Consider the following 25,381-nt stretch of genomic DNA (forward strand, 5'->3'; position numbering starts at 1 on the left):
CAACGTGGGCGCCAGCGCGCGCATTCCGGTCAATGCCAGCGAGCGGCGCAGCGATGGCCGGTGCAGGCCGAGCATCTGGCGCGCCCAGGGCGGCAACAGCGCCACACCCGCATCGGCCATGGTCCGTACCGCAGGTATCAGCAGCGGGTTGGCCACTGGCATCGTCATGACCAGTTGAACGACCTCTCGGGTGCGCTCGCTATTGACGAGCAGCGGCTGCTGCGCTTCCAGATATGCGTCGATCTCCGCGCGGGAACGCGGCACGTCCGGCGCGCCAAGCAGCGCGGCGACCCTGGCTTCTTCCTCGAAGTAACGATCCTGCTCGGCTGCGGAGAGCGGCCCGACATAGCGCAGGTATCCCGTCAGAAAGCTCGACACTTCGGCCACGTGTACCCACGTCAGCAGCGCCGGGTCGTCGGCGGCGTACGGCTGGCCATCGGGCGCGGTGCCCTTGATGCAGGCATGGATGCGGCGCACGCGCTCGATCAGCGCCATGGCGTCGGCATGGCTGCCATATGTGGTGCCCGCGATGAACTGCGCCGTTCGCCCGAGCCGGCCCTGCATGTCGGTGCGAAACGTGGAGTGGTCCCAGACGCCCGCCAATGCCAGCGGATGGAGCGCCTGCAGCAGCAACGCGCTGACACCCCCGGCCAGCATCGCCGGGAAATCGGAATGAACACGCCAGCAGACCGCGTCCGGCCCGAACAGGCCGGGGTCTCCGGGTGGGTTGTCGTAGTCGAGCGTCAGCCCGGAATTGCTGCGCGTCAGGGCGCGGACCTGCGCGCCGGCCTGGTTGCGCAGACGCTGCAACGGGCTGGCGGAAGGTGTGGACGGGGCGGACGAGCGGGGGAGTCCTGGCGGCATTGCGGCATGGGCGCCTCCTCGACGCCAGAAAGCCACGGGTTCGATGGGGTCAGTCGTAACGCAGGTCCGTGGCCTTGCCCCAGAATACACGGTACGCGTAGGCCGTGTAACCCAGGATCGTGGGCAGCACGATCACCGCGCCGATCAGGATCACCATCAGCGATTCCGGCGCGCTGGCCGCCTGCCAGATGTCGATGCGATCGACCACGAGGTACGGGAACAGGCTGTAGGCCAGGCCGTTGAACGCCAGCAGGAAGATCACGGCGGTGCCCACGAACGGCACCCAGCACCAGCGGTCGTTGCCGTTCGCGTGCAGGTCACGCATCCGGCGCAGCAGTCGCTCGATGACCACGAACAGCACCATCGTCAGCAGCGGAATCGGCGCCAACAGGATGATGTTCGGCAGGGAGAACCACTTCTCGAAGATGCGCTCGCTGACCATCGGCGTGACGATCGAGATCGCGGCCACGCCAATCGCGGTGAGCCACAGGCTGCGGCGCGCCCAGTAGATCGCGCGCAACTGCAGGTTGCCCGTGGTCTTCATGATCAGCCAGCTTGCGCCCAGCAGGCAGTAGCCGGCCACCAGGCACAGGCCCACGGCCACGGCGAACAGCAGGTTGGGCAGGTCGTAGCGGAAGCCGGTGATGTACAGGCCGAGCATCAGGCCCTGCGAAAAGCTGGCCAGCAGCGAGCCCGCGTAGAACGCGAAGTTCCACCAGGGCTTGTGCGGGTCTCGTGCCTTGACGCGGAAGTCGAATGCCACGCCACGGATGATCAGGCCGGCCAGCATCAGCGCCACGGGCAGGTATAGCTGCGTCAGGATGACGCCGTGCGCCATCGGAAACGCGGTCAGCAGCAGGCCTACGCCGAGCACGAGCCATGTTTCGTTGGCGTCCCAGAATGGCCCGATCGAGGCGATCATGGTGTCCTTGTCGGCGTCGTCGGCGCGCCGTAGCAGCACGCCCACGCCAAGATCGTAGCCGTCGAGGATCACGTAGATCAGCATCGACAGGCCCATCAACGCCAGGAACACCAGCGGCATCCAGCCGGCCGGCTGGGAAAGATCATGCATCGTGGCCGGGTTCATTGCGCGCTCCTGAGCTGACCGGGGATAACGGATTGGGAGGAATCGTCCTTTGACTTGCCGGCCTTGCGCGCCAGGTGGAATACCACCGAGATATAGGCGACGATCAGTACGGCATAGAGCGTCAGGTACATGGCAAGCGTGCTGCCGATCATCGTCGCGGGCACCTTGGAGGCGGCCTGCGCCGTGGTCAGCACGCCGTAGACCAGATACGGCTGGCGGCCGATCTCGGTGACGTACCAGCCGGCGACCAGTGCGACCCAGCCGGAGAACGTCATCGCCACCAGCAGCCGCGCCATCCACGGCGCGGGCGCGCCGCGCTTGCGGAACTGCCAGGCAGCGACCCACGAGGCCGCCAGCATCAGCAGGCCAACGCCAACCATGATGCGGAACGCGAAGAACAGCGGGGCCACGGGCGGGTGGCGATCGGCAAACGCGTCGATGCCCTTGATTTCGCCGTCGACCTTGTGGGTCAGGTAGATCGACGCCAGCTTCGGAATCGCGATCTCGAAATCGTTCGACTGCGTTGTGGCGTTGGGCAGGCCGAACAGCACAGCCGGCGCGCCCTTCTCGGTCTTCCAGATACCTTCCATCGCCGCGATCTTGGCCGGCTGGTGATGCAGCGTGTTCAGGCCGTGCAGGTCACCGGCCACGATCTGCAGCGGAATCAGGATCGCCGCCAGCACCACGCCCGTACGCATCGAATGCAGGACTTCGCGGCTGCGATCGTTGCGCAGCCAGCGGTATGCGGAAATGCCGGCCACCAGGAAGGCAACGGTCAGGCCGGACGCCAGCAGCATGTGGACCAGACGGTAGGGGAAGGACGGGTTGAAGATGACCTCGATCCAGCTTGTCACATGCGCGCGACCGTCGATCATCTCGAAGCCGGCCGGGGTTTGCATCCACGAGTTCAGCGCCAGGATCCAGAATGCCGACAGCGTGGTGCCACCGGCCACCAGCAGCGTGGCGATGGTGTGCATCCGGTTGCTGACGCGGCGCGTCCCGAACAGCATGATGCCCAGGAAGGTGGCTTCCAGGAAGAACGCCGTCAGGACTTCATAGGCCAGCAGCGGGCCCGCGATATTGCCGACGGTCTCCATGTATCCCGGCCAGTTGGTGCCGAACTGGAAGCTCATCGTGATGCCGCTGACCACGCCCAGCGCGAATGTCAGCGCGAAAATCTTCACCCAGACGCGATAGGCGTCCATCCAGCTTTCGTCGCCGGTCTTGTTGTAGCGCAGCTTGAAGAACAGCAGGACCCACGCCAGAGAGATGCTGATGGTGGGAAAGAGGATATGGAACGTGATATTCGCGGCGAACTGGATGCGGGCCAGTATCACCGGATCGACACTTGCAAACACGAATTACTCCTTGCGGGAACGGGCGGACTTCGCGGGGGCCTTGGCGGCTTCCCGGGGGGCTGGCTTGCTCGATGCCTTGCTGGATGCCTTGTCTCCGCCGATACCGATGGCGGAGGTCAGGCGGTCCTTCACGTCGAGCAGCTTGGTGACGCGCGAGCCCAGGCGCATCAGCTTTTCCAGCGTGGCGACGTCAAGCTTCTGCGTGTCGCCGAACCACGTGGTGACCAGGAAAATCAGCCCGTACATCTCCTTCATGCGCGCCTGCGCGTGGAGATCCTCGGGTGATGTCGGCGTTTCGAGCTGCACTTCGCGCAGCATCGACAACGTGGGATCGATCTCGCGCCGGCGGCGTTGCTCGGCCAACGTGCGGAAGATGGCCCAGACGTCGTCGGGCGCGGAGAAGTACTCGCGCCGGTCGCCGGGCTGGTGGGACAGCCGCACCAGGTTCCAGGATTCCAGTTCCTTCAGGCCGATGCTGACATTCGAGCGCGAAAACCCAAGAGATTCGGCGATTTCGTCGGCGTTGAGGGGGCGCGAGGCAGTGAAGAGCAGGGCGTAAATCTGACCAACCGTTCGGTTAATCCCCCAGCGACTGCCCATCTCTCCGAAGTGGAGAACAAAGCGCTGGATCAGGGGCGAGAGTTGCATGTTCGTTTCGAACTTTCAGAATTTTGTGAAAGTTTAGTACGAAACGCCTGATCGTGCTCAAAGAAGTTCGCGCGGCGCTTTGCCGCAGGTGTCAACCGCCAGGTGGTCTGCGAATGACGGAAGTTGTCACGTCTCAAAATTAGTGGGTTTTGTCTCACAGTTAGTGGGTTAAATTCTCAAAGTTAATGGGTACACTGGACGAGTCGGATTCGCCCATGGAGGCGGATCTCCGCGAGACGAGAGCTCCGAGGGGTTGTCGAACACGTACTTTTGCTAACGGGCGCTCGGCGAATGCCCCGAGTCGGCGATGCGATGGCCGGCCCCCAGCAGAGGGCGGCAAAGACTGGCTTTGAAGTGCGCAGCTCGTTGCTGGATGAATGTGACGGCGACGTCGCGGTGTGCTTTACCGCGCGCTTGTGGCCAGCGCATCCGAAACTGCGAGCAACGCGCCGTAACTATGACGGTTCGGAGAGTGGCGAGCGTTGAACGAGGGCACGGTCTTGCGCAGCTAGGACGAGATCTACGCGGAGGAAGGCAGGTAGTTGCTTCCGTGGCTCAGCGGGGGCAGGTTTGTAAGTCCGCTGGCGGGACCTTTTCTTTCCAGCTATTTGTGGATGGCTTCGGGTGCTGGTCGTTGACATCGACGTGCGCGGATTGTTGCCCCGGCGTCCGCATTCGTTTGCAGATTCATCCGGTCAACGCAATGGACGTCTCTGACCGACCCGGAGCGGTCCTTTATCCGTTCGAAGTCTGCGTCCCCTATTCGAGCAAAAACGGACGCTGAACCGCGCAGTAGCTTCTGGCCGAACCGAGGAGTCTGCAGGCCACTAAAACCTCGATGCACGGCCGGACTTGTTGAACTCGCAGTATCTGCACTCCCGCCGCTAGTGGCACAAGTGCCGCTTACTTCTCGGTGCGTGGTACCTGAAGCCTCGATGTCCAAAGCTGCTGGCACGAGGGTGAGGGACTTTTCTTCCAATTCGTCACGGTAGGAGGACCAGACGAAAACACGGAGTCTTTAAATATTTAAACGATGGCATGAATACTTTGATGGAACGCTCCAAACTGCGACGATTGCGGCACCATGCTTTCCGCGAGCGGTAGTAGCCGGAGGATAGGCAGCTCCTCGGAATTGCCGTAGTGCTTGTCTGCGACACGTTTAGATTTCATAAAGTAGCTTTTTCACCGATATAGGTAGGGTCATGCTCACTGTGAGAAGCCTGTTGTTAAGCCTTGTCTTGGGCTCGGTATTCATTGGGTTGGCGGAAGCGGCGGAGAGACCCAACATCGTGGTCATCATGGTCGATGACATGGCACCGATGGACGTGTCAGCCTACAACCGCGGGCTCGGCGCCGTTACCACGCCGAATATCGACCGCATCGCAAAAGAGGGGCTAATGATCTCCGATTATTACGCCCAACCGAGCTGTACTGCGGGCCGCGCGGCGCTCATCACTGGACAATATCCGATCCGTACCGGACTCACGGCAGTCGGGCAGCCTGGCGCGAAAGTCGGCCTGCAGGACTCCGACGTCACCATGGCCCAGTTGTTGAAGGCCGAGGGGTACGCGACCGGCATGTTTGGCAAATCGCACGTCGGCGACCGCAATGAGTACCTGCCGACAGTACACGGGTTCGATGAGTTCTACGGCTTTCTCTATCACCTCAACGTGATGGAGATCGCTGAAATGACTAACTTCCCGAAAGACCCGAAGTTCCCCGGCATTCCCCGCAACATGATTCACGCGGTCGCTACCAGCTCGAATGACACCACTGACGACCCGCGCTGGGGGCGTGTGGGCAAGCAGAAGATCACGGACGAAGGACCGCTCACGATCGAACGGATGAAGACCATCGACGACACCTTCACCGACATGTCGATCGACTGGATCAAGAAGCAGAAGGCAGCCAACAAGCCGTTCTTCCTGTGGTTCAACCCTTCGCGCATGCACCAGAAGATTCACGTCAGCAATCAGTGGTTGGGCAAGAGCGGGCACACCGAGTACACCGATGCCGTGATGCAGCTCGACTCGCTGGTTGGCAAATTGCTGGATTCACTCGATCAGGAGGGGTTAAGCAAGAACACTATCGTCCTGTTCACCTCCGACAATGGCGTGAACCTCTCGCATTGGCCGGACTCTGGCGCTGCGTCGTTTCGCGGCGAGAAGGGGCTGACTTGGGATGGCGGCTTCCGTGTGCCAATGCTGGTCCGCTGGCCCGATCACATCAAGCCTGATACCTGGACCGGAGAGTTCATGACATCCGAAGACTGGCTACCCACTCTGATGGCTGCCGTCGGCAAACCGGACGTGAAATCCCAGCTACTAACTGGCCTTTCCGTCGGCGGCAGGACATTCAAGAATCACCTCGATGGCTACAATCAGCTCGATATGCTGACAAAGCCCGATGGCAAGTCCCAACGGCATGAATTCTTCTACTTCGCCGAAACCAGCATGAACGCGGTTCGCGTGGACCAATGGAAGATACACACGGCCATCAAGGACAAGTGGATGGAGGCAGCCAAGGAGATCCCCGGCGGGCTCGTGATCGACATCAAGGTCGACCCGTACGAGCGCTCTCCCGAAACCGGCGACCATTTCCGCTGGCAACAGCAGCGGAGCTGGATCATTCCAATCATGGCACCGTATATCGAAGCGTTTCAGAAGAGCATGAAAGACTACCCGCCTTCACAGAAGGGCGCCGGCGGGATAGGGATGGCTTCCATGGAGAATTAGCCTAAAGCGGCCGTTTGACATTGAGTCGTAAAAGTCGGCTTTTGGGACGCCGTCCACGGAGCGTCGAAGGTCAGCTTCTGGCCCGTCTCGCCCTTCCGTCTATCCAGGAAAGGGGTTACTGGCGCCGACGGCGGCTACCGCCCCTTCTCGGCCAGTCAGCTTCACAGCGCCGAAAGGCCGAGTCGGCCAGTTTTCTGCTGTTCGGTTTCATAGGATCGAGGGCCGTTCCCGACTCCAGAGCGGCCATCGTCGACCAGACCAATGGCCGGCCGCACATCGGCCAACACCGACTTGCGGCCAGGCATCTGCTTTTCAAGTCAGTCTCAGTCTCCCCGTGAAGGGCAGGATGGACACGCGGACATCAGTAGTCGCCGTTGTCCCGCAACAGCGCCGGATTCACCACCCGGATGCTTCGAAACGCAATCTCGATCAAGCCGCGTCTCTCCAGTTTCTTCAGAAGCTCGTTCAATGTCTGGCGCGAGACACCGACCATGGCAGCCAGGTCCACCTGGGACACCTTGACCGTGACAGGACCGGCATGTTGCTGGTCCGGACGCTGTATCCGCAGCAATGCCGCCAGCTTTGCACAAACACGCTCTTCCGGAGAAATCAGTCTTGAATCCGAGACGTGGCGCAGCAAGCCGGCATATCGCTCCGCGATGAACAGCGCAAGGTAGCGGTAGAAACTCGGATCTTCCTTTGCGATTCGCTCGAATTGCGCCTTGGAAAGCGTGAATATCCGGACGTCCGTGTCGGCGATCACTGCCACGGTGGTCTTCTCGTTGGTGACCAGGGCCAATGGGCCAAACCAGAAACCGGGGTCTCCTACGTGATAGAGGTTCTCCTCGCCGCCGACCAGCACGCGCGTAACGCGGACGTGGCCCTCCAATACTGCACTCATCGCTTTGGGTGTACTTCCCTGTGCGGAAACCACCGCCTTCCTTGGGAAGGTGCGCACCGTACCGCGGGAAATGATCTTGTCCTGCAAGGCTGCGGGCAGACTCGCAAACCACGCATTGCTCACAAGGATGCGTCGGAGTTCCTGATCAGTGGCGTCACCGGTAGCGGGCATGGAAAAACGAGATGAGTTGTCGTCCGGGCGACAAGTGCCAGGGCGCTTCAAATGTAGCATGCCCTCGCATGCTGGCCGTGCGGGCCGGGACGCTCTACTACAGCAAGGAGACGAGTCGTGAAGCAACATTCTGGTTCGGGATCGGTCAGGTCGACCGCGTGCCATCCATTCCGCCGCCGAATCGCGATGGCACTGGCGTTCGCCGCTGCGTGTGGCACAGTTGGCACGGCAGCCGCGCAGTCGCCGCAGTCGCAGCAATCGAAGTCTGGCGGGACTGCAGTCGTCGATGCTATCAGGGACCCGATTCCCGGCCCGCGCAATTGCTTCTGGTCGCGTGGCCCGGTCAGTGCCGATCCGTACATCAATATCGCATATCCCGATGCCGGCACGTTTTACTGGGGCGCGACGTTCTCGATTCCTGAGGGCGCGAGGCTTTCCATGGAAGGCAATTTTCCGCACTCGCGGTATATGTCGCTGATCAGCTATGACGGCGCCGGCGTTCCCGTCGAATCCGTCGCCGACTATCTGATCAAGCCCGCAACGGGTGCGGTGAATCCTTTCCTGCCCGGGGCAAATCGCAACGCAAAGGCGCGAGGCTACTCGCTGGATGTCCTCGACGCAGCGCCTCCGGCCGACCAGCCTGTGGGCATGAACTTGCTTGGGCAGCAGCGCTCGATATTGCATGCTCCGAAGTACGGACCCGGCCAACAGCAGGTTCTCTATCGCATCTATGCGCGAGACAAAGGAGTGGACGAGACAGGAGGCGTCGGACTGCCTGTTCCCGTGCTAACACTCGCAGATGGCCGGGTACTCAGGGGGGATGCGGCGTGTCCCGCATTGCGCACCCGGCAGCCGCTGCAGATCGATCCGGCAGCGCTCGCGGTCCCGATGGAGAAGTACCACGAGCTTGTTGCCACCGCCCGCGAGGTAGGCAAGGAGAAGCACCAGCCTGCGTTTCCGGCAACCAGCCCCCCTACTTGGTTTATCCAGTACGACCGAGAATATCTGTACAGCCTATACACCGGGAAGCCACTGACCAGCCCGAAGAAGAGCACCGGGGGCTTCTATCCGAACCTCGACAACCAGTACATCCGCACTATTGTCAACCGCAAGCTTGGCAAGGTGTTCGTCATCCGCGCCAAGGCGCCGACAACGCCTCGCACAGCCAACGGTGATGCCGTGATGGGCACGGGCGAGCTTAGGTACTGGTCCATGTGCTCAAATCAGGGCTTTGCCAATACCCGCGTCAATGGCTGCGTCTACGACGAGCAGGTTCCGGTTGGTCCGGATGGCTTCTACACGATAGTAGTGAGCCGGAAGGAAGACCGTCCACGCAACGCAACGACACAGTGCGGCATTGCCTGGCTGCCGATGGCGGATGACGGAGATGGCGCCGAAGACGCTGATGTCACGGTGGTGCAACTGCGGCACATGCTTGGGACGACAGACTTTCCCCACGCGGTACAGGCCATTTCGAAGCCGGGCGATGAACGCAAAGTCATGGGCGACTATTACCCGGCGGGCCGCTACATGTCGACCTCGGCCTTCGAGATCGCGGTGCCTTGCATGCAGGACAAGCACTAATCAGCTGCCGTGCTGGCGGAGTTCTTTCGGAGCAGTCGGTCGCTGGCGACATCGCGGAGCCAGCGGCCGGCGAGCCCGCTACTACTTCAAAGCAGAAACAGTACGGCAAGGCGACGCGCATATGCGGATGCGCTGGCAAACGCCTACGCCACATCGCTTTCGCTCGGCAACGGCCAGCCGCTTTTCGTTCGATGCCGCAATCAGTTGGCTAGATCGCCGCAACGTCGTCGTCGACGTATGGGGCGTTTTACCGACAGATTGGTCGTCACACGCGTAAGAGCCAACGTTGCTACCGACCAAGGGGCGCCCGCTCAAAACGCCGTCGTTGGCCGGCTACTGTCTGGAGGGGAAACTCAGCCTGACTATTCAGATGGCAGCTTTGGGCCGGTTTCCGCCCTCAGCCTATCCGCGCCTAGGCTTCCAGGCGCTAGAGGCTTCTACCGCCCCATCTCTGCCGGTTGAACTTCGTTTAGCAGACGACCGGAGTCACAACTAAACCGGCCATCGAGATTGAAAAGGCCAATGACTCAAAATGGCCGGTCTCGGCCCTCTGCGTATCCGGGCGCGGGCTTCCGGCGCAGACCCCTTTGTCTACAGGCAAAGAAAGGTCCCATCCGAAAGGCGGGACCCCGTCGGCGTCTTAACAGTTTTTGTTAGCGGCTAGGCCATGATGGCGCCCTTTGGCGATGCTATTTACCGCGTGTGCGCAAGGCCGGTGGGTGGGGGGCAAGCCGACGCTCAGTCAGCCCCCTCAGTCACCCCCCCTCAGTCAGCCGTGATATTGCCGGTTTGGATGACCTTCTTCCACCGTGCAAACTCCGACGCCTGGAACGCCGTGAACTGCTCCGGCGTATTGGCCACCACTTCGAAGCCCAATTCCAGCAGCTTAGGCTTGTTGGCCGGATCGTTCATGGCCGAGACCACTGCGTTGTGCAGCTTGGCCTTGATATCGGCCGGCAGCCCCTTCGGTGCGGCAATGGCCTGCCACGAGTACACGGTCACGCCCTTGTAGCCAAGCTCTTCCATCGTGGGCACGTCAGGCAGGATTGGCGAACGTTTGCTGCTGGTGATGGCCAGCGCGCGCAGCTTGCCGGCCTTGATGTGTGGCACGGCGGTGTTGATGTTCATGAACGTGGCATCCACTTGGTTGCCGAGCAGGTCGTTCAGCGCGGGCGCGCCGCCCTTGTACGGTACATGCACGCCCGTGGTGTTGGTTTGCTGCCAGAACAGTTCGGCGGTCAGGTGGTCGCTGGTCCCATTGCCGGCTGACGCGAACGTCATCTTGTTCGGGTTGGCCTTCTCGTAGTTGATGACGTCCTGCAGCGACTTGTACGGCGAGTTGGCGGGCACGGCCAGCACATTGGGCGCTTGCACGGCCACGCTGATGTAGTCGAAGTCCTTCGTCGGGTCATAGCCGGCGGCCTTGGTCAGGTGCGGGCCAATCACGAACGGACCCAGCGACGATACGAACAGCGTATAGCCGTCGGCCGGCGCGCGCTTGGCAGCCGCCGCGCCGATCATGCCGGCTGCCCCGGGACGGTTGTCCACCACGAAGCTGCCGCCAAACGATTGCTGGAACTTGGCGCCCAGGATACGGGCAATGTTGTCGGTCGAGCCGCCCGGCGGGAACGGCACGATCATCGTCACGGGCTTCTCGGGCCAGGCCGCATGGGCTGCCGTCATGGCGGCCCCTAGCAGCAGCGATACCAGAGCTTTCTTTACCATCGTTGTCTCCTTGCTGTTTTCGTGATGTTTGCGGTGATGTTGTCCGATGTCCAGGACCGCAGGTCAGCTTGCGCCGAACTCGGCCTGCTCGCGCGTCCAGGCACGTGCCTGTTCGCTGATGCTCAGTCCCAGGCCCGGCCGGGTCGGGACGATGATGCGGCCGCTGGCGATGTCGAGCCGCTCGTTGAACAGCGGTTCGAGCCAGTCGAAATGCTCCACCCACGGCTCGCGCGGATAGGCGGCGGCCAGATGCACGTGCAATTCCATCGCGAAGTGAGGGGCGATCATCAGGCCGGCATGCTCGGCCAGCGCGCACACCTTGAGGAATGGCGTGATGCCGCCCACGCGCGGGGCATCGGGCATCAGGTAGTCGGCGGAGCGATGGCGGATCAGGTCCCAGTGCTCGGCGGCGCTGGTCAGCATCTCGCCGGTAGCGATCGGCGTGTCGAACTGCTGCGCCAGCGCGGCATGACCTTCGTGGTCGTAGGCATCGAGCGGCTCCTCGATCCACACCAGGTTGAACGATTCGAAGGTGCGGCACATGCGCTGCGCGGTGGGGCGGTCCCACTGCTGGTTGGCGTCGACCATGATCGGCACGGCATCGCCGAGCTTTTCGCGTACGGCCGACACGCGCTGGATATCGATCTTGCCGTCCGACTGGCCCACCTTGAGCTTGATGCCACCGATGCCGCGCTCAACGGAGGCGACTGCGTTGACCAGCAGTTGGTCCAGCGGCGTGTGAAGGAAGCCACCCGACGTGTTGTAGCAACGGACCGAGTCGCGATGCGAGCCGAGCAGCTTGGCCAGCGACAGCCCGGCGCGTTTGGCCTTGAGGTCCCACAGCGCCACGTCAAAGGCGCCAATCGCCTGCGTCGACAGGCCGCTGCGTCCGACCGAGGCGCCGGCCCAGCACAGCTTGTCCCACAGCTTGGCGATATCGCTCGGGTCTTCGCCCAGCAGGGTAGGGGCGATTTCTCTGGCGTGCGCAAACTGGCCGGGGCCGCCGGCGCGCTTGGAATAGCTGAAGCCCAGGCCTTCGTGGCCGCTGGCGGTGCGGATCTCGGCAAACAGGATGGCCACTTCCGTCATCGGCTTCTGGCGGCCGGTCAGCACCTTGGCGTCGCTGATCGGCGTGGCCAGCGGCAGGTAGCAGGACGACAGACGAATGGCGGTGATGGCGTCAGAGGCGGGCGAGGCGGTCATGGGTGCATCCTGGAAAGCGGTCAAGACTTCGGACATCGTATGACATCGTTGTCAAAAAATGGCCGGAATTCGGCCGATCGGCGTTGCTATAATGCGGGCCGCTGCCATGTTGTACGCGATACAAGCGCACAACGGCAGCGAAAACGCGTCTTCGACAGTCTGATCGGGCCATGCCCGGGACAGCGCGTGGGAAGAATGCTAACGTTGTCATTTTAAGCGGTCAACCGTTGCAATAGCTCTCGGCATCGTCGTTTACCCGCACCGCAATCATTATTTCGAGCAGGCATGTCCGATTCATCCGGCAACAAATCCGTCACACTGCACGACGTGGCACGCGAGGCAGGGGTGTCCCTGATCACGGCGTCGCGCGCCCTGAGCAACCCGGGCGTTGTGTCCGCCAAGACCATCGCTCGCGTGCAGCAGGCCGTGGAGGTCACTGGATACATCCCGAACCTGCTGGCGGGCGGCCTGAAATCGCGTCGCAGCCTGACCGTGGCGGCACTGGTGCCCAATATCGCCGTGGCGCAGTTCCTTCCGACCGTCAAGGCACTGACCGATGCACTGGACGCCGCCGGCTACCAGTTGATCCTCGGGCAGACCGGGTATGACAATGCCCGCGAAGAGGCGCTGCTGGGCACCATGATCAGCCGCCGCCCCGACGGCATCGTGGTGACTGGACTGGTGCATGCCCAGGCATCCCGCGACCGCCTGCGCCGCTCGGGCATTCCTGTGGTGGAAACCTGGGATCTGAGCGACCGCCCGGTGGATATGGCGGTAGGCTTTTCGCATCTGAAGGTGGGCAGCGCGGTGGCCGGCTACTTTTTGGCCAAAGGCTGGCGCCGTTTTGGCATCGCCACCGGCGACGATCAGCGCGCGGCCGTACGCCACGAGGGCTTTATTTCGACGCTCGGCCATGATGTGCCAACGGCCCGTGTACCCGCCCCAAGCAGCCTGGGCCTCGGGCGCAAGGCATTGAGCGATTTACTCGAGCAGGACCCAACCATCCAGGCGATCTTCTGCAGCTCGGATCAGCTTGCGCAAGGCGTGATGGAAGAGGCGAGGTCGCGCGGCCTGCGCGTACCCGAAGATCTGGCGATCTGCGGCTTCGGCGACGCCGACTTTGCGGCGGACATGTCGCCGTCGCTCACCACGGTACAGGTCGACGGCGCCGGCATCGGCACGCTGGCGGCCAATTTGCTGCTGTGGCGCTGCCGGGGCGAGACGGTGCCGGCGCCGGTGGTGGATGTGGGATTCAGGATTGTGGAGCGGAGGTCGACTTGAGTCGCGATGGCGTCACACATCCGGCCCTGTCCATCGCGTGGCTACGCGCGAAGTCACCAATCATACTGCCCATCCCCGACACTCGATCAGTCGATCACCTCGAGGAAAACGTACGCGCGGACTCTCTCAGGCTAACGCCGGAAGACTTCGACGAGTTGGAATGAGGGGCTTGGCCGGAAGATGCTTTCCAGAGGCTCGCATCCGAACGTCGCTTGGCTGGATTCGGCCTTGGTGGCAGGACACCGGCGGACCGCTTTTCGGCTGACCTCAGCAACCGCCGTCCAGGATTGCTTGACGGCAACAAGCGCGTGATCGAGTCTGATCGACAAGCCAGAAGAGCATTTGACCACCGCAAACTGCCGTCCCCGACGGGGGCTTGGATCAATAGGCTTGATTGGTTGGTCGGAACAAGATTTCGTTGATGTCCACGTCCTCCGGTTGGCTCATCGCGAATACAACGGCCCGGGCGAAGGCGTCCGAACTGATGGCGTTCGCGTAGGTCTTGGCCATCCCCGCAGCGATGTCCGGATCGGTGATGGTTTGCGTGAGCTCGGTGGCTACGGCGCCGGGCGAGAGGATGGTCGTGCGGATGTTGTACGGCTTGACCTCCTGGCGCAGACCCTCGGAGATGACTCGCACGGCGTGCTTGGTCGCCGCGTAGACAGTGCCGCCGGGACCGACCTTGTGGCCGGCCACCGATGACACGTTGATGATGTGCCCCGCCTTCTGCTCCGTCATCACTGGCAGTGCCGCGGCGATGCCGAAGAGGACGCCCTTGATGTTGACGTCGACCATCCGCTCCCATTCGTCCACGTGCAGCCGTTCAAGCATCGAGCTGGGCATGAGGCCCGCGTTGTTCAGGAGCACGTCGAGTCGGCCATGCAGGCTCGTCGCGCGCTCGACCAGCCTCTGCACCTGGCTGCGGTCTGTGACGTCCGTCTTCAGGACCGCGTCCTTGCTGATGCCGAGCTCGGCCGCCAGCGCTTCCAGTCGGTCGACGCGTCGAGCGCCGAGGACAACCCTGGCACCTGCTGCGGCGAGGACCCGCGCGGTTGCCTCGCCGAGACCCGAGCTTGCGCCCGTGATAACGACAACCTTGTTCTCGATTCCAATCATGATGTTCTCCCAATCTAGTGGTGAAAGATGCCCGTGCTGCAAAAAGGGTTGGGTCAGCGGGCGGGTGCAGTTCGTGCGGCCATCCAGAGAGCGATGCCTGCGCCGACCACAGCGGCACCGGCGCTAACGAGGAACACGCTCGGCAGGCCGGCGTGGCCGCCGACGACGCCGAGGAGCGGGCTGCCAACTCCGAGCGTGAGATCGAGGCAGGCGGTGTAGCTACCCATAGCCAGGCCCTTGCTATCCGGCGGCGCCTTGCGCACGACCTCCGTGCCGAACGCCGGGTAGACGAGCGCGTAGCCGAGGCCCGTGAGCGCAGCGCCAAGGAGCGCGACCGTGGCCGAGGACGCCATCCAGAGCAGCAGTTGGCCAGCGCCTTCGATGAGGATGCTCACCATGGCGACCTTGGGGCCGCCCAGCTTGTCCGGTAGGTGGCCGAATAGCGCACGCATCAGAATGAGGGCCACGGCAAATACCGAGAACGCCTGCCAGCCAGCACTCCAGCCGTTGTGCATGTAAAGAAGCGAGACGAACGCGGTGATGGCGCCGAAGCCAAGGCTGCTTGCGGCAAGACCAGCGCCCGGCAGAAGGGTGGACGAGAGCACCCGCGAGGCGGAGGCCTTCTTCGCCTGCCTGGCGGGAACCGTTGGAGCGCGCGTGAGCATGACGAGGGTGGCCAGCGGCATCGCCAGCGTTGCTACGGCTACCCCGAAGAAGCCGAAGCTCGCGTAGAGCACGTTGCCCATCGGTGCGCCGACGGCGAACGCCGCGAACATCGCCGAACCCACCCAAGCGATGACCTTGCCGGTATGGGTCACCCCTGCCAGGCCGAAGCCCCAGCCCAGAGCGCCGGTGATGATGAAGCTTTCGGCTGCTCCCAGCAGCGCGCGCCCGACGAGCAGAACGCCAACTGACATCACCGGCGTCTCTCTGAAGGCGAGGGACAGCAGGTACAGGCCGCCGGAGAAAGTTGCGCCGATGAGGCCTATGGCGACAGCGCGCTTGGGCCCGCGGGAATCAGAGAACTGGCCTGCGACGACGCGGGACAGGAGCGAGGCAACAAACTGGCTGCCTGCGACCAGACCGACCACGAACGAACTCATGCCCAGCCCGTCGTGCACGTGCAGGGGAAGCACAGGCATTGCGAAGCCGACGATGAGAAATCCGATGAAGACGACGCTGATGACGGGCCCGACGACCGAGAAGAACGAGGGCTCCCCGGTGGGCGGATTGGCGGTTTGTAGCAGCGACATGGCAGGCTTGGTAACTGGGGCAGCCTGAAATTTAGGCTTTGCCCATTGCCGTGACTAGGTGGGAGAATTCGCTTGGACTTATCGACTGGAGCGAAGAATGCCGCGCGAGAACCTTCACGACATCCTCGCGTTCATGGCCGTGGCCCGGGAGCGCAGCTTCACGCGGGCGGCGGCCCAGCTCCGCATCTCACAGTCGACACTGAGCCACACGGTCAAATCGTTGGAAGCCCGAATGGGCGTACGCCTGCTGACTCGGACGACGCGCAGCGTTTCACCGACCGAAGCCGGCGAACGGCTACTTCGAAACCTGTCTCCGCACTTCGAAGAGATTGAAGCCGAGTTGTCCGCGTTGAGCGACCTGCGCGACAGCCCGGCTGGCACCATCCGCATCACTGCCACGGACTATGCGGCCAACACCGTCATTTGGCCGAAGCTGGCTAAGACGCTGGTGCAGTATCCCGACATCCACGTGGAGGTCTCGATTGACTATGGCCTTCGAGACATCGTGGCCGACCGTTACGACATCGGCGTGCGCTTTGGCGACCAGGTGGCAAAGGACATGACTGCTGTGCGCATCAGTCCTGACCGGCAGATGGCCGTGGTGAGCTCGCCGGCGTACCTCAAGCGGCACGTCGCGCCGAAGGCACCCCAGGACTTGGTCGCCCACAAGTGCATCAACATGCGGCTGCCGACGCATGGAAGTCTGCTGACGTGGGAACTTCAGCGCGACAGCGAGACCATCCAGGCCAAGGTCGAGGGGCAAGTTGTCGTGACGAATACCTACCAGGCGCTCGAGACCGCCGCGCTAGGCTTGGGTCTGGCCTATGTACCCTACGACATCGCGGCGCCACTGGTACAGCAGGGAAAGCTGCGCCGCGTCCTCGAGGACTGGTGTCCGACCTACCCTGGGCATCACGCCTATTACCCGAGCCGCCGGCAGAGCTCGCGAGCGCTGCAGCTTGTCATTGATGCGCTCCGTCAGAAGGAATGAAGACACGGCGGGCCTCTCGGGCTGGTAGATTTATCGAACCAGGCCATAAGTGAAAGCGACAGAACCATCTTTTTCGATGAACGTGCGAGGACTACGATTTCTCCAACGCAAGTAAGGAGACTGTCCATGCCCCACGTTGTCATCAAGATGTTTCCCGGCCCCAGTGAGGATAAGAAGCGGGGCTTGGCCGACCGCATCACCAAGGCGCTCATCGAAAGCATCGGCACGGCCAACGAATCAGTGTCGGTTGCGATCGAGGAAGTGTCGTCGTCTCGCTGGATGGCTGATGTCTACCGACCGGAAATCGAGCCCAACATGGGCCAGCTTTACAAGCGGCCTGGCTACAAGCCCTTCTGACGATGGATCGGGTCTTCGTCATCGGCGCCACCGGTGGCACGGGCAGCCTGGTTGTGCAGACGCTGCTGGAGGCAGGCAAGAGTGTCGTCGCGCTGGTTCGCCGCCAGGAGCAAGCAGCCGAGCTTGTCGCTGAGGTGCTGGTTGCCCTAGTCGACTCATCCCTACGTGGAGTTGTCATCGAGGTCACGGACGGCACGAGTTCCGTAAGAGCTTCGCTCGGCGCGCTCTCTTATTCCATTTCGGCCTGACGGTCGCATCACTTCAGAGAACTCGATGTTAAAGACTCATTTTGCCGCGACGTGCCTACTGGCTGCGGCTCGCGTCTGCGCCGCCGATGTCACGTCTACAGGGCAGCAGGTTTCGACCATCGGCGCGTCGGGCTCGTCTGCCGGCCCCGCTGCCTACTTCACCGGTCAAGTCCGAATCGAGCCTGTTTTCCCTGCGACCGGCGACATCAACGTGTCAGCAGGACGGGTGACTTTTTCGCCGGGCGCGCGCTCAGCGTGGCATACCCACCCCACTGGCCAGTACCTCATCGTCACAGAAGGCGTTGGCCTCACGCAGGAGTGGAACCAGCCCATCCGGGAACTTCATGTCGGGAACGTCGTGTGGTGTCCGCCTGGCGTCAAGCACTGGCACGGAGCCGCTCCAGGGTCGTCGATGACACATATCGCCGTCACGGGCATGGTCGACGGCAAGAACGTCAACTGGATGGGGAAGGTCAGCGATGAGCAGTACCTCGGCCACTGAGCCGCCCGACGCCCCTCGCAGGCATCTTCTGATTGCTGCAGCGGCGTTGGCGGCATCTCCGGCGTTCTCCAAAACCGACTTCAAGGAACCTTATATGACCGCGCTGACAGTTACCCAGCTCACCATCGGCCCTATCGCAGGCAATGCCGCGGTGGGCGACATCGCTCGCCTGAACAGCGCACTGCGCAAGGGACTGGATGCCGGACTGTCCATCAGCGAGGTCAAGGAAATGCTTGTCCAGCTCTACGCGTATGCAGGCTTCCCACGCGCGCTCAATGCGCTGGGCGAGCTCATGAAGGTCGTCGAGGACCGGCGAGCCAAGGGCATCATGGACGCTCCGGGTCGCCAGCCCGGCAAGGTACCGACTGGCAAGGCGCTCCTTGAGGTCGGCACCGCAAACCAGACCAAGCTGTCGGGGGCGCCCGTGGGCGGGCCGCTCTTCGACTTCGCGCCGGCGATCGACTACTTCCTAAAGGCGCACTTGTTCGGCGACATCTTCGCTCGAGACAACCTCGACTGGCAGAGTCGCGAGCTCGCGACCGTCGCCATCCTGTCTGCACTGTCGGGCGTCGAGTCGCAGTTGCTGGCTCACATACGCATCAGCATCAACGTGGGCCTGACCGCGGACCAACTCAAGCAGTTTGGCCACGATCTCGCTGCGCGGGGGGAGGCGCAGGCAAGCCAGCGCTTAGCGTCCGCGCTCGAAAAGCACTTGGCTGGCAACCAGCAGCAGTGAGCATTTGAGCGCACTGCGAGACATGAATTGTCAACGCATTCAAGGAACCCACCATGGAACTCAAGCGCGCGGGCTCTCAGCCTTCCGTGAAGGCCCAAGCCGAATACTTCACGGGCACCGTTCGTATCGATCCCCTGAACGCACCACCGGCTCCGGCGCGTGTATCCTGCGCGAGCGTCACCTTCGAGCCGGGCGCTCGCAGCAACTGGCACACCCATCCTCTGGGTCAGACCCTCATCGTGACCGCGGGCTGCGGGTGGACCCAATGCGAGGGCGAACCCATCGTCGAAATCCGCGCTGGCGACGTTATCTGGTGCCCGCCGGGTCACAAGCATTGGCACGGCGCGTCGGCGACCACTTCGATGACGCACATCGCCATCCAGGAGGCGCTCGACGGCAAGAACGTCATCTGGATGGAGCGAGTAACGGACGAGGAGTACTACGTGGGCCCCCAGGAGTCTTCACCAACTACGCATTGCCCCTGAGGACGCACCCTGATCGAACCGGACGACTGGAATGGGCGACCGTCGAACACCATGTTTGCGCCATCAAGCGGCTGGGGTCCGCACATAGCGACGACCCGCGGAGCCACGCTCGGATGTACTCACGACTCGGATTACCCGCCCTCGATGTGTTTGGCGCATCGGGCCATATGATATTGCCGGTTCATAGCCAAGCCGACTCACTCACGTCCTCTTTGGCCATCGAGCAAACGTTCGATCTGAAGCTTCGAATAGCCGCAACCGCTGCGAATCAGGCAACGGCGCGGTCCGCTTCAATGACCGCTTATGGCCGGTGGGCGACGACCAGGGGCATGCACACTATTGCTTTCCTGTGATGCTTCGATATGTAGACCACTCCGGGTCCTGGTCCAGCGAAATGGCGATAGGCAAGCGCGACTTGCCATCTAGAGCCTTGTTGAGGACGCGCATGAAAAGGTCGTGCGAACGGGCAAGGTAGTACCATTTCACTTTCCCTTCCCCGGTAGCCACGGCGGCAAGTACGCCAGATCGCTCGCTTTCTTCAGCCGCCTGCAGGCCGTCCTCGAATGCGTAGTGAAGTTGAGATTCGCTCTTCGTTGGCATGCCGCGCTGATTGGCGACTGGCCATGAAATTACGACAAGCGCGCCGAAGGATGACCTGCGAACCCAGTCAGGCAACTCATCTCGATAGCGAATAATGCGACGTGCGCTCCCCGCTGAGTCCTTGGAGACAGCGACTTTCCAAGCCTTCTCGTCCTGACCTGAGTGTGAAAACGAGGCAACTGCGGCAGCCACGGTGGCTACGAACCATTTTGAGAAGCGCATCCGAATATGTAGGATTGTTTTTGGCGAAGCGCTACTGCAGCGTTTTCAGCCAAGCTTTTCTGGAGCCCTTTGATTTGGGGTATCGCAGGAGGGGCGCGATGAAATGTATCAAAAATGCGAGAGCGTGAGGTTTGCGACGACGAGGGGTGTGGGAGCCGCACAACGAGGGCGACGCTCGGAATCCAGCGGGTCGAGGGGACATCCCCATTGTTCTAGCGGCTTCTCCGAAGGGGACATAGCCGCAACAGTTCCCCAATGGCTGCTCCTGGCCGGGAGGGGACTTTGGAATCCCAGGCCGGCCCCGTAGCTTGACCGAAAAGGAGAGTGTCATTCCCTTGCGGACGCCGGCTTACAGCACTCAGTTTCCCTCCCCCGCTGTGTACCCACCTGTCACTCAAATTGCCTGCGATTAGGCGCCAAATCTCGTCAGGACGTAAGACAATCCGTCGTAGATCGGGAAGCATGCCGTGCTTTGGAGGCGGGAACAGGCGTCTTGCGTGGGCGGCCAATAAGTTGAGGCGCTAACGCTGTATAGCGCTCCTGTGGGCGCTAGTCCGATATCTCAGACGACCATAGTGGCAGTGCTTTCCAACCCTTGCGCCATGCAGAGGCCAATTCAATGTTCTGAAACGGGCACTCGGAGATCGGGATGCCGCGCCTCGCCGCAGCACTCCCACGATCGTGCGCTGACTCTGGCGTGGCGGCCTGTTCAAGCGCCCATCGCCACGCCTTGTCGCAAGTCGCCTCGTCGAAGAGGCCGAAATGGCATTGTTCAATATCGATGGCCAGATGAGCGGCAAGCGTTTGATATGCCGCAGAGCGTTTCTTCGTGCTCGGCTTCCAAAGCAGATCAAAAGGCGCCTTCGCTTTGTTCCGCGCGTTCCGGAGTGCTTTGTTGGCTAGAGTCCCAAGCGGCGTGGCGGTGAACGGGTGCATGCCCACATAGGCATCGCAATGTGTGCATGCGTATGACCACGGCCATTCTCCGTACGATGCGCCGTAGATCTCCCTGTTGTTGACGATGCGAACCGGGCTATCGCAGTAGGGGCATGCTTGGGGACGTGTCCCGCAGCATTTCGACATTGATAAATGGTCTGTCCCGCAGCATTCGTGGCCATGACAAATATCGCAACGGCAAAGTATCCGCGCATGTTGGCCTTATGCAAGAGGCTGCACGGCTCACGTTGCAGGATGGCCCGTGTCAGAGCGACGCAAGAACTGAGACGGTAAGCAAATCCATCGGTCAACGAAACGCCGAGTATCGCGCTGAACCATCTTCCATTTTCGACCCGAAAGGGCAGGCGAGGCTTACGTCGAGCATCATCTGTCCGTCCCTTCGCCAGTCCTACCAGGCTGCCGTTGCCAATTCTGAGCGGGCAATGCTTAGCCGAGATTCGGCACAGATCCAACAAGCATCGGAGGCCGTGCAACGAGCTGGTGCCCAGGTATCAAAGTACCGGTGCGAGTAGAAGTTCGGTGGGGCCAGCCAGCGTCTACCACCGGCATCAGCTCTGGGCTTCCGCCACGACCGGTGACGGCGGCATATGACTCACGATCGAAGGCGGAGCAACCGGCTGTAGCCGACCCATCTGCGACGTCCGATGCGATAGTTCGAAGGGCTGTAAATGCTTGGGACGCGGACGATCGCCCAGTGGTATGTGGAGCTTGAGGCGCAGCGGGCTTACAACGCCCTATGCTACCTGAGGCAGCAACAGATCCAGGGGAGCAGACAACGACCGGCGAGCCGGTCGTGTGCAATCTGCTGCTCGGCACTGTCGACTCAACTGACTTCATGCCGGCTGCGTGAACGGAGGGGGGCTGGTTCGGAAAACGCGGGTAGCGGGACGCCTTCTTGGGCTCCCCCGGCGATCTAGGCTGGCTCAGGATTGGGCGTCACGATGTTGAACCAGGTCGGGAATGTATCGAGCATGCCCAGTAGCTGGCCGAACACCTCCTGCTTGCCCTCGATGCGCAGTTCGCCAGCTGCGATGGCTTGCTCGATGCTCGTGGGCCCGGCTTGCTGCAAACGCGCCAGTACGGCCTTGCTGAGCTTGATGGTGGCGTCCGCCCTGGGTGTCGCGTTGGCGAAATGGTTGAGCACTCCGTGCTTGACCTCAAGCGTGTACTGCTGGTCCACGTCGGTCAGGACCACATTCAGCACGAGGTGCTTGCCGGCTGCCTTCGGCCCGTTCAGCCGCACGGCCATGTAGCTGAACAGCATTTCGGGCGCCATCGCGCGGACCACGTCGGGGCTGGCGGACTGCATGCGGCGGATGTTCGGCACGCCGTTGCGCAGTTCGTTCGCACCTTGCAGATACTCGGCGCGCCACGACGGGGCTTCGGCCTGGTAGCCGAGCTGTTCATACGTGTCGGCCAGCAGCTCGCGCGCTTCCTTGTTCCCGGGGTTGGCAAAGACCACCTGCCGTAGCGCCTCAGCAAGCCAGCGGTACTCACCCTTGTCGAAATCCGCGTGGGCACGTGCCAGGATCGCCGCCTCGCCGCCCATGTACTCGACGTACTTCTTCGCGGCCTGTGTGGGCGGCAGCGGATCGAGCGAGGACGGGTTGCTGTCGTACCAGCCAAGGTAACGCTGGTAGACCGCTCGCGTGTTGTGCTTGACGGTGCCCCAGTAACCGCGGTTCGGCCAGTATTGCGCCAGTTCGGGCGGCAGCTTGACGGCTTCGGCGATCTCCGTGCCGACGTATCCCTCGTTCATCAGGCGCACCGACTGGTCGTGGATGTAGCGGTATGCGTCGCGCTGCTTCTCGAAGTAGTCGATGATGCGGTCGTGGCCCCACATCGGCCAGTGGTGAGACTGGAACTTGACCTCGATGTCCTTGCCGTAGCTGGTGATCGTGGCATTGATGCCGTCCACCCACTTGAGCGCATCGCGGACCTGCGCACCGCGCAGCGTCAGAAGGTTATGCAGCGTGTTGGTCGTGTTCTCGGCCATCCACATTGCCTTGAACTGCGGGAACCACGTATTCATCTCGGCGGGTGCTTCGGTGCCAGGCGTGAGCTGGAACATCATCTTCACCCCATCGATGACCAGTTCCTGACCGTCTTTCGAGATCGTGTCGGTGGGTGGCACCAGCGACATGGTGCCGGGGGCGGCAAAGACGCCCAGACCAGCCGCCAGACGGCCCTGCGGATTGACGGGCAGCGGCGCGCCGCCCATGTAGACCGCGCGGCGGCTCATGGCGTTGCCGGCGATCACGTTCTCGCTGACAGCCTCTTCCATGAAGCCTTCCGGCGCGATGATGCGCACCTTGCCGGACTGGATGTCCGCGTCGGTCACGATCCCTCGGATGCCGGCGTAGTGGTCGCCGTGCGAGTGGCTGAACACCACTGCGACGATGGGGCGCTGGCCAAGATGTTTGGTCACGAGATCGTACGCGGCGCGCGCCGTTTCCGAGTAGCTCAGAGTGTCCATCACGATCCAGCCGGTATCGCCCTGGATGAACGTCATGTTGGCCAGGTCGAGGCTGCGGACCTGGTAGATGCGATCCGTAACCTTGTAGAGCCCGTAGTTCGCCAGAAGCTGGGAGTTGCGCCACAGGCTCGGGTTCACGGTATCGGGGGCATTCTTGCCGACGACCTGCGCGCGCAGGGTGGCCAGGCTGGTGCCGACGTTACCGTGGGCGGCGCGCATCTCGGCCAGATCCGGCGCGGCAATCAGGCCGCGTTGGGCATCCTCAAACTCCTGCCTGTCCTGGAACGGCAACTCCTTGAGCACGGCGGCATTGGCCGCGCGCGTGGCGGCCGTCGCGGGCTTTGGTGCGACCTGCGCTACGGCACTGCCATGCGCGAGGATGAAGGCCGCCAGCCAGACCGCCACGCGGGCAGGCGTGGACGCGCCGGTTTGCCGGCTGGACGATGTGGGGGAGTTGCGAAGGACAGGCATGGTACTCAGCTTGACAGTAGTGTGTGGATGCGAAAACAGCGGGGTGGCACGGCGCGGCGGGCGATGATGTGCCAGACACGACGAGCCCTGATGTTGGCCGCGGCACGAAGCGTGAAACGTTCGAATCGTGCCGCGGCATCTGATGCGTGTACTGATACCTCCAGCGTCAGAAGATGTGGCGAATGCCACTCATCACGCCGACCATGTTCTTCTGGCCGGGGGCCTGTGGATAGTTGAACAGGTAGCCGGTGAACGGGCCGTCGTTGGCCAGCGCCCCGTTGTGCACCCACGCGGTGGTGAAGTAGATGTCGGTGCGTTTGCTCAGCGCGTAGTCGGCCACGAAGCTGACCTGCTGCGGGTTGGCCGGGTTGGTCGGCACGCTGCTGTTGGAGAGGGCAAGCTGCTTGATGTTCGTGTAGAAGTACGCAAGCTGCAAGTCGAGTGCGGCGTTGATGCGGTAGCTGACACCAGCGAACCAGTAATCGTCACGCATGGCGGTGTTGCCGTTGGCGTAGGTCTGGTCGCCCCAACGGTAGCCTGCCATGACCTTCATCGGGCCGTTGGCATAGCTGCCGGCAATCGCTGCCTTGCGGACTTTGCCGGTGACGCCGATCGAGCCAGCCGGATTCCACTGGTCGTAGCCGACGCCCAGGCCGAAGCGTTCGTCGAGGTAGACCAGCGAGCCACCCCATGCCGTGTTGTCGCGCGGGGCGCCCGGCGTTTCACCGAGGCCGCTGCCATAGAGAATGCCGCTGGGGCTCAGCGATGTCAGGCCCACGCCGGTGCCGAACGAGTAGTGGGCAGCGGCGGACACTGGCCCGAAGTTGCCCGTGTACTTGACCGTGTTGGCGGGCCGGTAGTTGATGCCCAACCACCAGACGCCCGGCTCATACGCCGGCGCGGCGCGCGTGGGCGAGAAGTTCAGCATGCCTTCGGCAAGACTCGAATACTGCTTGCCGAACGTCACCTTGCCATACTGGTTGCTCAGGCCGAGATAGGCCTGGCGATTGAAGATGCCGGTGTTGCCGGCGAACGCACCGGTATCGGGACTGAACTGGCTCTCGAGCGTGAAGATGGCCTTCAGGCCGCCGCCCAGGTCTTCCGAACCGCGCAGGCCCCAGCGCGATGCGGACAAGCCGCCCGTGCCAGGCATGTCGACGCGGCTACCTGCCGGCGGAACGCCTGCGAGTGTCTGCGATGCTGACGTCGGCGCCGTGGCGACCCGGTTGATGTACTCGACGCCGAGGTCGATGACGCCGTACAGCGTGACACTGGACTGCGCGTGCGCCGCGCTGGTCATTGCACTGAGTGCAGCCAGTACGACAAGTGATTTCTTCATGCTTTGAGGTCTCCTCTGCCTTCTTGATTTGTGACGCCCACGTTTGGGGCTGTCTGTTGTCGGCCCTCGAT

The 25,381-nt window shown here is 62.4% G+C and carries 22 protein-coding genes; 9 read left to right on the forward strand and 13 right to left on the reverse strand.

The features are described from left to right. The 4 genes from D769_RS30095 to D769_RS30110 form a co-directional block, all read right to left on the reverse strand. Nucleotides 1-864: oxygenase MpaB family protein (locus D769_RS30095; RefSeq protein WP_040011365.1), on the reverse strand; the 864-nt coding region annotated here is incomplete at its 3' end. Nucleotides 865-913: 49 nt separating this feature from the next. Next, nucleotides 914-1,951 carry a cytochrome d ubiquinol oxidase subunit II gene (locus D769_RS30100; protein ID WP_008652469.1) on the reverse strand — a complete coding sequence of 346 codons (1,038 nt, stop codon included), beginning with the start codon at nucleotides 1,949-1,951 and terminating at the stop codon, nucleotides 914-916. After that, nucleotides 1,948-3,309 carry a cytochrome ubiquinol oxidase subunit I gene (locus tag D769_RS30105; RefSeq protein ID WP_008652471.1) on the reverse strand — a complete coding sequence of 454 codons (1,362 nt, stop codon included), beginning with the start codon at nucleotides 3,307-3,309 and terminating at the stop codon, nucleotides 1,948-1,950. The genes D769_RS30100 and D769_RS30105 overlap by 4 nt, the downstream gene beginning before the upstream one ends. Nucleotides 3,310-3,312: 3 nt before the next feature. Beyond that, entirely contained in the window at nucleotides 3,313-3,957 is a 645-nt protein-coding gene (locus tag D769_RS30110) for a GbsR/MarR family transcriptional regulator (RefSeq protein ID WP_008652475.1), read from the reverse strand. A 1,202-nt stretch (nucleotides 3,958-5,159) separates the two neighbouring features. Here D769_RS30110 and D769_RS30115 point away from each other — a divergent pair. After that, nucleotides 5,160-6,692 carry an arylsulfatase gene (locus D769_RS30115; protein ID WP_040011360.1) on the forward strand — a complete coding sequence of 511 codons (1,533 nt, stop codon included), beginning with the start codon at nucleotides 5,160-5,162 and terminating at the stop codon, nucleotides 6,690-6,692. 361 nt (nucleotides 6,693-7,053) lie between these two features. On the opposite strand, the gene D769_RS30120 is transcribed toward D769_RS30115, so the two are convergent. Continuing rightward, nucleotides 7,054-7,824, reverse strand: a complete 771-nt coding sequence (locus D769_RS30120) for a Crp/Fnr family transcriptional regulator (RefSeq protein WP_241227922.1) — start codon at nucleotides 7,822-7,824, stop codon at nucleotides 7,054-7,056. 126 nt (nucleotides 7,825-7,950) lie between these two features. On the opposite strand from D769_RS30120, the gene D769_RS30125 reads away from it, so the two are divergent. After that, complete coding sequence (locus D769_RS30125) at nucleotides 7,951-9,348, forward strand: hypothetical protein (protein ID WP_008652478.1); 1,398 nt, start codon at nucleotides 7,951-7,953, stop codon at nucleotides 9,346-9,348. Between the two features lie 765 nt (nucleotides 9,349-10,113). Here the strand turns inward: D769_RS30125 and D769_RS30130 are convergent. Together D769_RS30130 and D769_RS30135 are read right to left on the reverse strand one after the other, a co-directional pair. Beyond that, nucleotides 10,114-11,073, reverse strand: a complete 960-nt coding sequence (locus D769_RS30130; protein ID WP_008652479.1) for a tripartite tricarboxylate transporter substrate binding protein — start codon at nucleotides 11,071-11,073, stop codon at nucleotides 10,114-10,116. Nucleotides 11,074-11,136: 63 nt separating this feature from the next. Then, complete coding sequence (locus D769_RS30135; protein WP_040011366.1) at nucleotides 11,137-12,276, reverse strand: mandelate racemase/muconate lactonizing enzyme family protein; 1,140 nt, start codon at nucleotides 12,274-12,276, stop codon at nucleotides 11,137-11,139. Nucleotides 12,277-12,561: 285 nt separating this feature from the next. On the opposite strand from D769_RS30135, the gene D769_RS30140 reads away from it, so the two are divergent. Further along, nucleotides 12,562-13,557, forward strand: coding sequence for a LacI family DNA-binding transcriptional regulator (locus tag D769_RS30140; RefSeq protein WP_008652481.1), 996 nt, complete (start codon nucleotides 12,562-12,564; stop codon nucleotides 13,555-13,557). A 381-nt stretch (nucleotides 13,558-13,938) separates the two neighbouring features. Here the strand turns inward: D769_RS30140 and D769_RS30145 are convergent, their stop codons facing one another. Then, entirely contained in the window at nucleotides 13,939-14,676 is a 738-nt protein-coding gene (locus D769_RS30145) for an SDR family oxidoreductase (protein WP_085959104.1), read from the reverse strand. Nucleotides 14,677-14,726: 50 nt separating this feature from the next. After that, nucleotides 14,727-15,926, reverse strand: coding sequence for an arabinose transporter (locus tag D769_RS30150; RefSeq protein ID WP_008652483.1), 1,200 nt, complete (start codon nucleotides 15,924-15,926; stop codon nucleotides 14,727-14,729). A gap of 97 nt (nucleotides 15,927-16,023) precedes the next feature. On the opposite strand from D769_RS30150, the gene D769_RS30155 reads away from it, so the two are divergent. From D769_RS30155 to D769_RS30180, 6 genes are all read left to right on the forward strand, one after another. Beyond that, nucleotides 16,024-16,917 carry a LysR family transcriptional regulator gene (locus D769_RS30155; RefSeq protein WP_008652484.1) on the forward strand — a complete coding sequence of 298 codons (894 nt, stop codon included), beginning with the start codon at nucleotides 16,024-16,026 and terminating at the stop codon, nucleotides 16,915-16,917. Nucleotides 16,918-17,043: 126 nt separating this feature from the next. Beyond that, complete coding sequence (locus D769_RS30160; protein ID WP_008652485.1) at nucleotides 17,044-17,274, forward strand: tautomerase family protein; 231 nt, start codon at nucleotides 17,044-17,046, stop codon at nucleotides 17,272-17,274. Between the two features lie 2 nt (nucleotides 17,275-17,276). Beyond that, entirely contained in the window at nucleotides 17,277-17,522 is a 246-nt protein-coding gene (locus D769_RS30165; protein ID WP_008652487.1) for an SDR family NAD(P)-dependent oxidoreductase, read from the forward strand. A 25-nt stretch (nucleotides 17,523-17,547) separates the two neighbouring features. Beyond that, complete coding sequence (locus tag D769_RS30170) at nucleotides 17,548-18,024, forward strand: cupin domain-containing protein (RefSeq protein ID WP_008652489.1); 477 nt, start codon at nucleotides 17,548-17,550, stop codon at nucleotides 18,022-18,024. A gap of 94 nt (nucleotides 18,025-18,118) precedes the next feature. Then, nucleotides 18,119-18,760, forward strand: coding sequence for a carboxymuconolactone decarboxylase family protein (locus D769_RS30175; RefSeq protein ID WP_008652490.1), 642 nt, complete (start codon nucleotides 18,119-18,121; stop codon nucleotides 18,758-18,760). 53 nt (nucleotides 18,761-18,813) lie between these two features. Beyond that, on the forward strand, nucleotides 18,814-19,245 hold the full coding sequence (locus D769_RS30180) for a cupin domain-containing protein (RefSeq protein ID WP_008652491.1): 432 nt from the start codon (nucleotides 18,814-18,816) through the stop codon (nucleotides 19,243-19,245). A 336-nt stretch (nucleotides 19,246-19,581) separates the two neighbouring features. Here the strand turns inward: D769_RS30180 and D769_RS30185 are convergent, their stop codons facing one another. From D769_RS30185 to D769_RS30195, 4 genes are all read right to left on the reverse strand, one after another. Then, complete coding sequence (locus D769_RS30185; RefSeq protein WP_040011361.1) at nucleotides 19,582-20,067, reverse strand: DUF695 domain-containing protein; 486 nt, start codon at nucleotides 20,065-20,067, stop codon at nucleotides 19,582-19,584. Nucleotides 20,068-20,616: 549 nt separating this feature from the next. Beyond that, a complete protein-coding gene (locus D769_RS31605; RefSeq protein WP_008652493.1) occupies nucleotides 20,617-21,150 on the reverse strand; it encodes an Rmf/CrpP family protein in 534 nt (177 codons plus the stop codon). A gap of 787 nt (nucleotides 21,151-21,937) precedes the next feature. Beyond that, nucleotides 21,938-23,971, reverse strand: coding sequence for an alkyl sulfatase dimerization domain-containing protein (locus tag D769_RS30190; protein ID WP_008652495.1), 2,034 nt, complete (start codon nucleotides 23,969-23,971; stop codon nucleotides 21,938-21,940). 166 nt (nucleotides 23,972-24,137) lie between these two features. Then, nucleotides 24,138-25,310 carry a porin gene (locus tag D769_RS30195; protein WP_008652497.1) on the reverse strand — a complete coding sequence of 391 codons (1,173 nt, stop codon included), beginning with the start codon at nucleotides 25,308-25,310 and terminating at the stop codon, nucleotides 24,138-24,140. Nucleotides 25,311-25,381 lie beyond the last annotated feature (71 nt).

This window comes from Cupriavidus sp. HMR-1, assembly GCF_000319775.1.
In the GTDB taxonomy this organism is placed as follows: domain Bacteria; phylum Pseudomonadota; class Gammaproteobacteria; order Burkholderiales; family Burkholderiaceae; genus Cupriavidus; species Cupriavidus metallidurans.

Coding starts and splice junctions, on each gene's coding strand:
- D769_RS30175 (WP_008652490.1), top strand. CDS start 18,119: ATGACCGCGCTGACAGTTACCCAGCTCACCATCGGCCCTATCGCAGGC.
- D769_RS30165 (WP_008652487.1), top strand. CDS start 17,277: ATGGATCGGGTCTTCGTCATCGGCGCCACCGGTGGCACGGGCAGCCTG.
- D769_RS30160 (WP_008652485.1), top strand. CDS start 17,044: ATGCCCCACGTTGTCATCAAGATGTTTCCCGGCCCCAGTGAGGATAAG.
- D769_RS30150 (WP_008652483.1), bottom strand. CDS start 15,926: ATGTCGCTGCTACAAACCGCCAATCCGCCCACCGGGGAGCCCTCGTTC.
- D769_RS30155 (WP_008652484.1), top strand. CDS start 16,024: ATGCCGCGCGAGAACCTTCACGACATCCTCGCGTTCATGGCCGTGGCC.
- D769_RS30190 (WP_008652495.1), bottom strand. CDS start 23,971: ATGCCTGTCCTTCGCAACTCCCCCACATCGTCCAGCCGGCAAACCGGC.
- D769_RS31605 (WP_008652493.1), bottom strand. CDS start 21,150: ATGTCGAAATGCTGCGGGACACGTCCCCAAGCATGCCCCTACTGCGAT.
- D769_RS30170 (WP_008652489.1), top strand. CDS start 17,548: ATGTTAAAGACTCATTTTGCCGCGACGTGCCTACTGGCTGCGGCTCGC.
- D769_RS30135 (WP_040011366.1), bottom strand. CDS start 12,276: ATGACCGCCTCGCCCGCCTCTGACGCCATCACCGCCATTCGTCTGTCG.
- D769_RS30125 (WP_008652478.1), top strand. CDS start 7,951: ATGGCACTGGCGTTCGCCGCTGCGTGTGGCACAGTTGGCACGGCAGCC.
- D769_RS30110 (WP_008652475.1), bottom strand. CDS start 3,957: ATGCAACTCTCGCCCCTGATCCAGCGCTTTGTTCTCCACTTCGGAGAG.
- D769_RS30140 (WP_008652481.1), top strand. CDS start 12,562: ATGTCCGATTCATCCGGCAACAAATCCGTCACACTGCACGACGTGGCA.
- D769_RS30115 (WP_040011360.1), top strand. CDS start 5,160: ATGCTCACTGTGAGAAGCCTGTTGTTAAGCCTTGTCTTGGGCTCGGTA.
- D769_RS30185 (WP_040011361.1), bottom strand. CDS start 20,067: ATGCGCTTCTCAAAATGGTTCGTAGCCACCGTGGCTGCCGCAGTTGCC.
- D769_RS30100 (WP_008652469.1), bottom strand. CDS start 1,951: ATGAACCCGGCCACGATGCATGATCTTTCCCAGCCGGCCGGCTGGATG.
- D769_RS30120 (WP_241227922.1), bottom strand. CDS start 7,824: ATGCTACATTTGAAGCGCCCTGGCACTTGTCGCCCGGACGACAACTCA.
- D769_RS30195 (WP_008652497.1), bottom strand. CDS start 25,310: ATGAAGAAATCACTTGTCGTACTGGCTGCACTCAGTGCAATGACCAGC.
- D769_RS30180 (WP_008652491.1), top strand. CDS start 18,814: ATGGAACTCAAGCGCGCGGGCTCTCAGCCTTCCGTGAAGGCCCAAGCC.
- D769_RS30130 (WP_008652479.1), bottom strand. CDS start 11,073: ATGGTAAAGAAAGCTCTGGTATCGCTGCTGCTAGGGGCCGCCATGACG.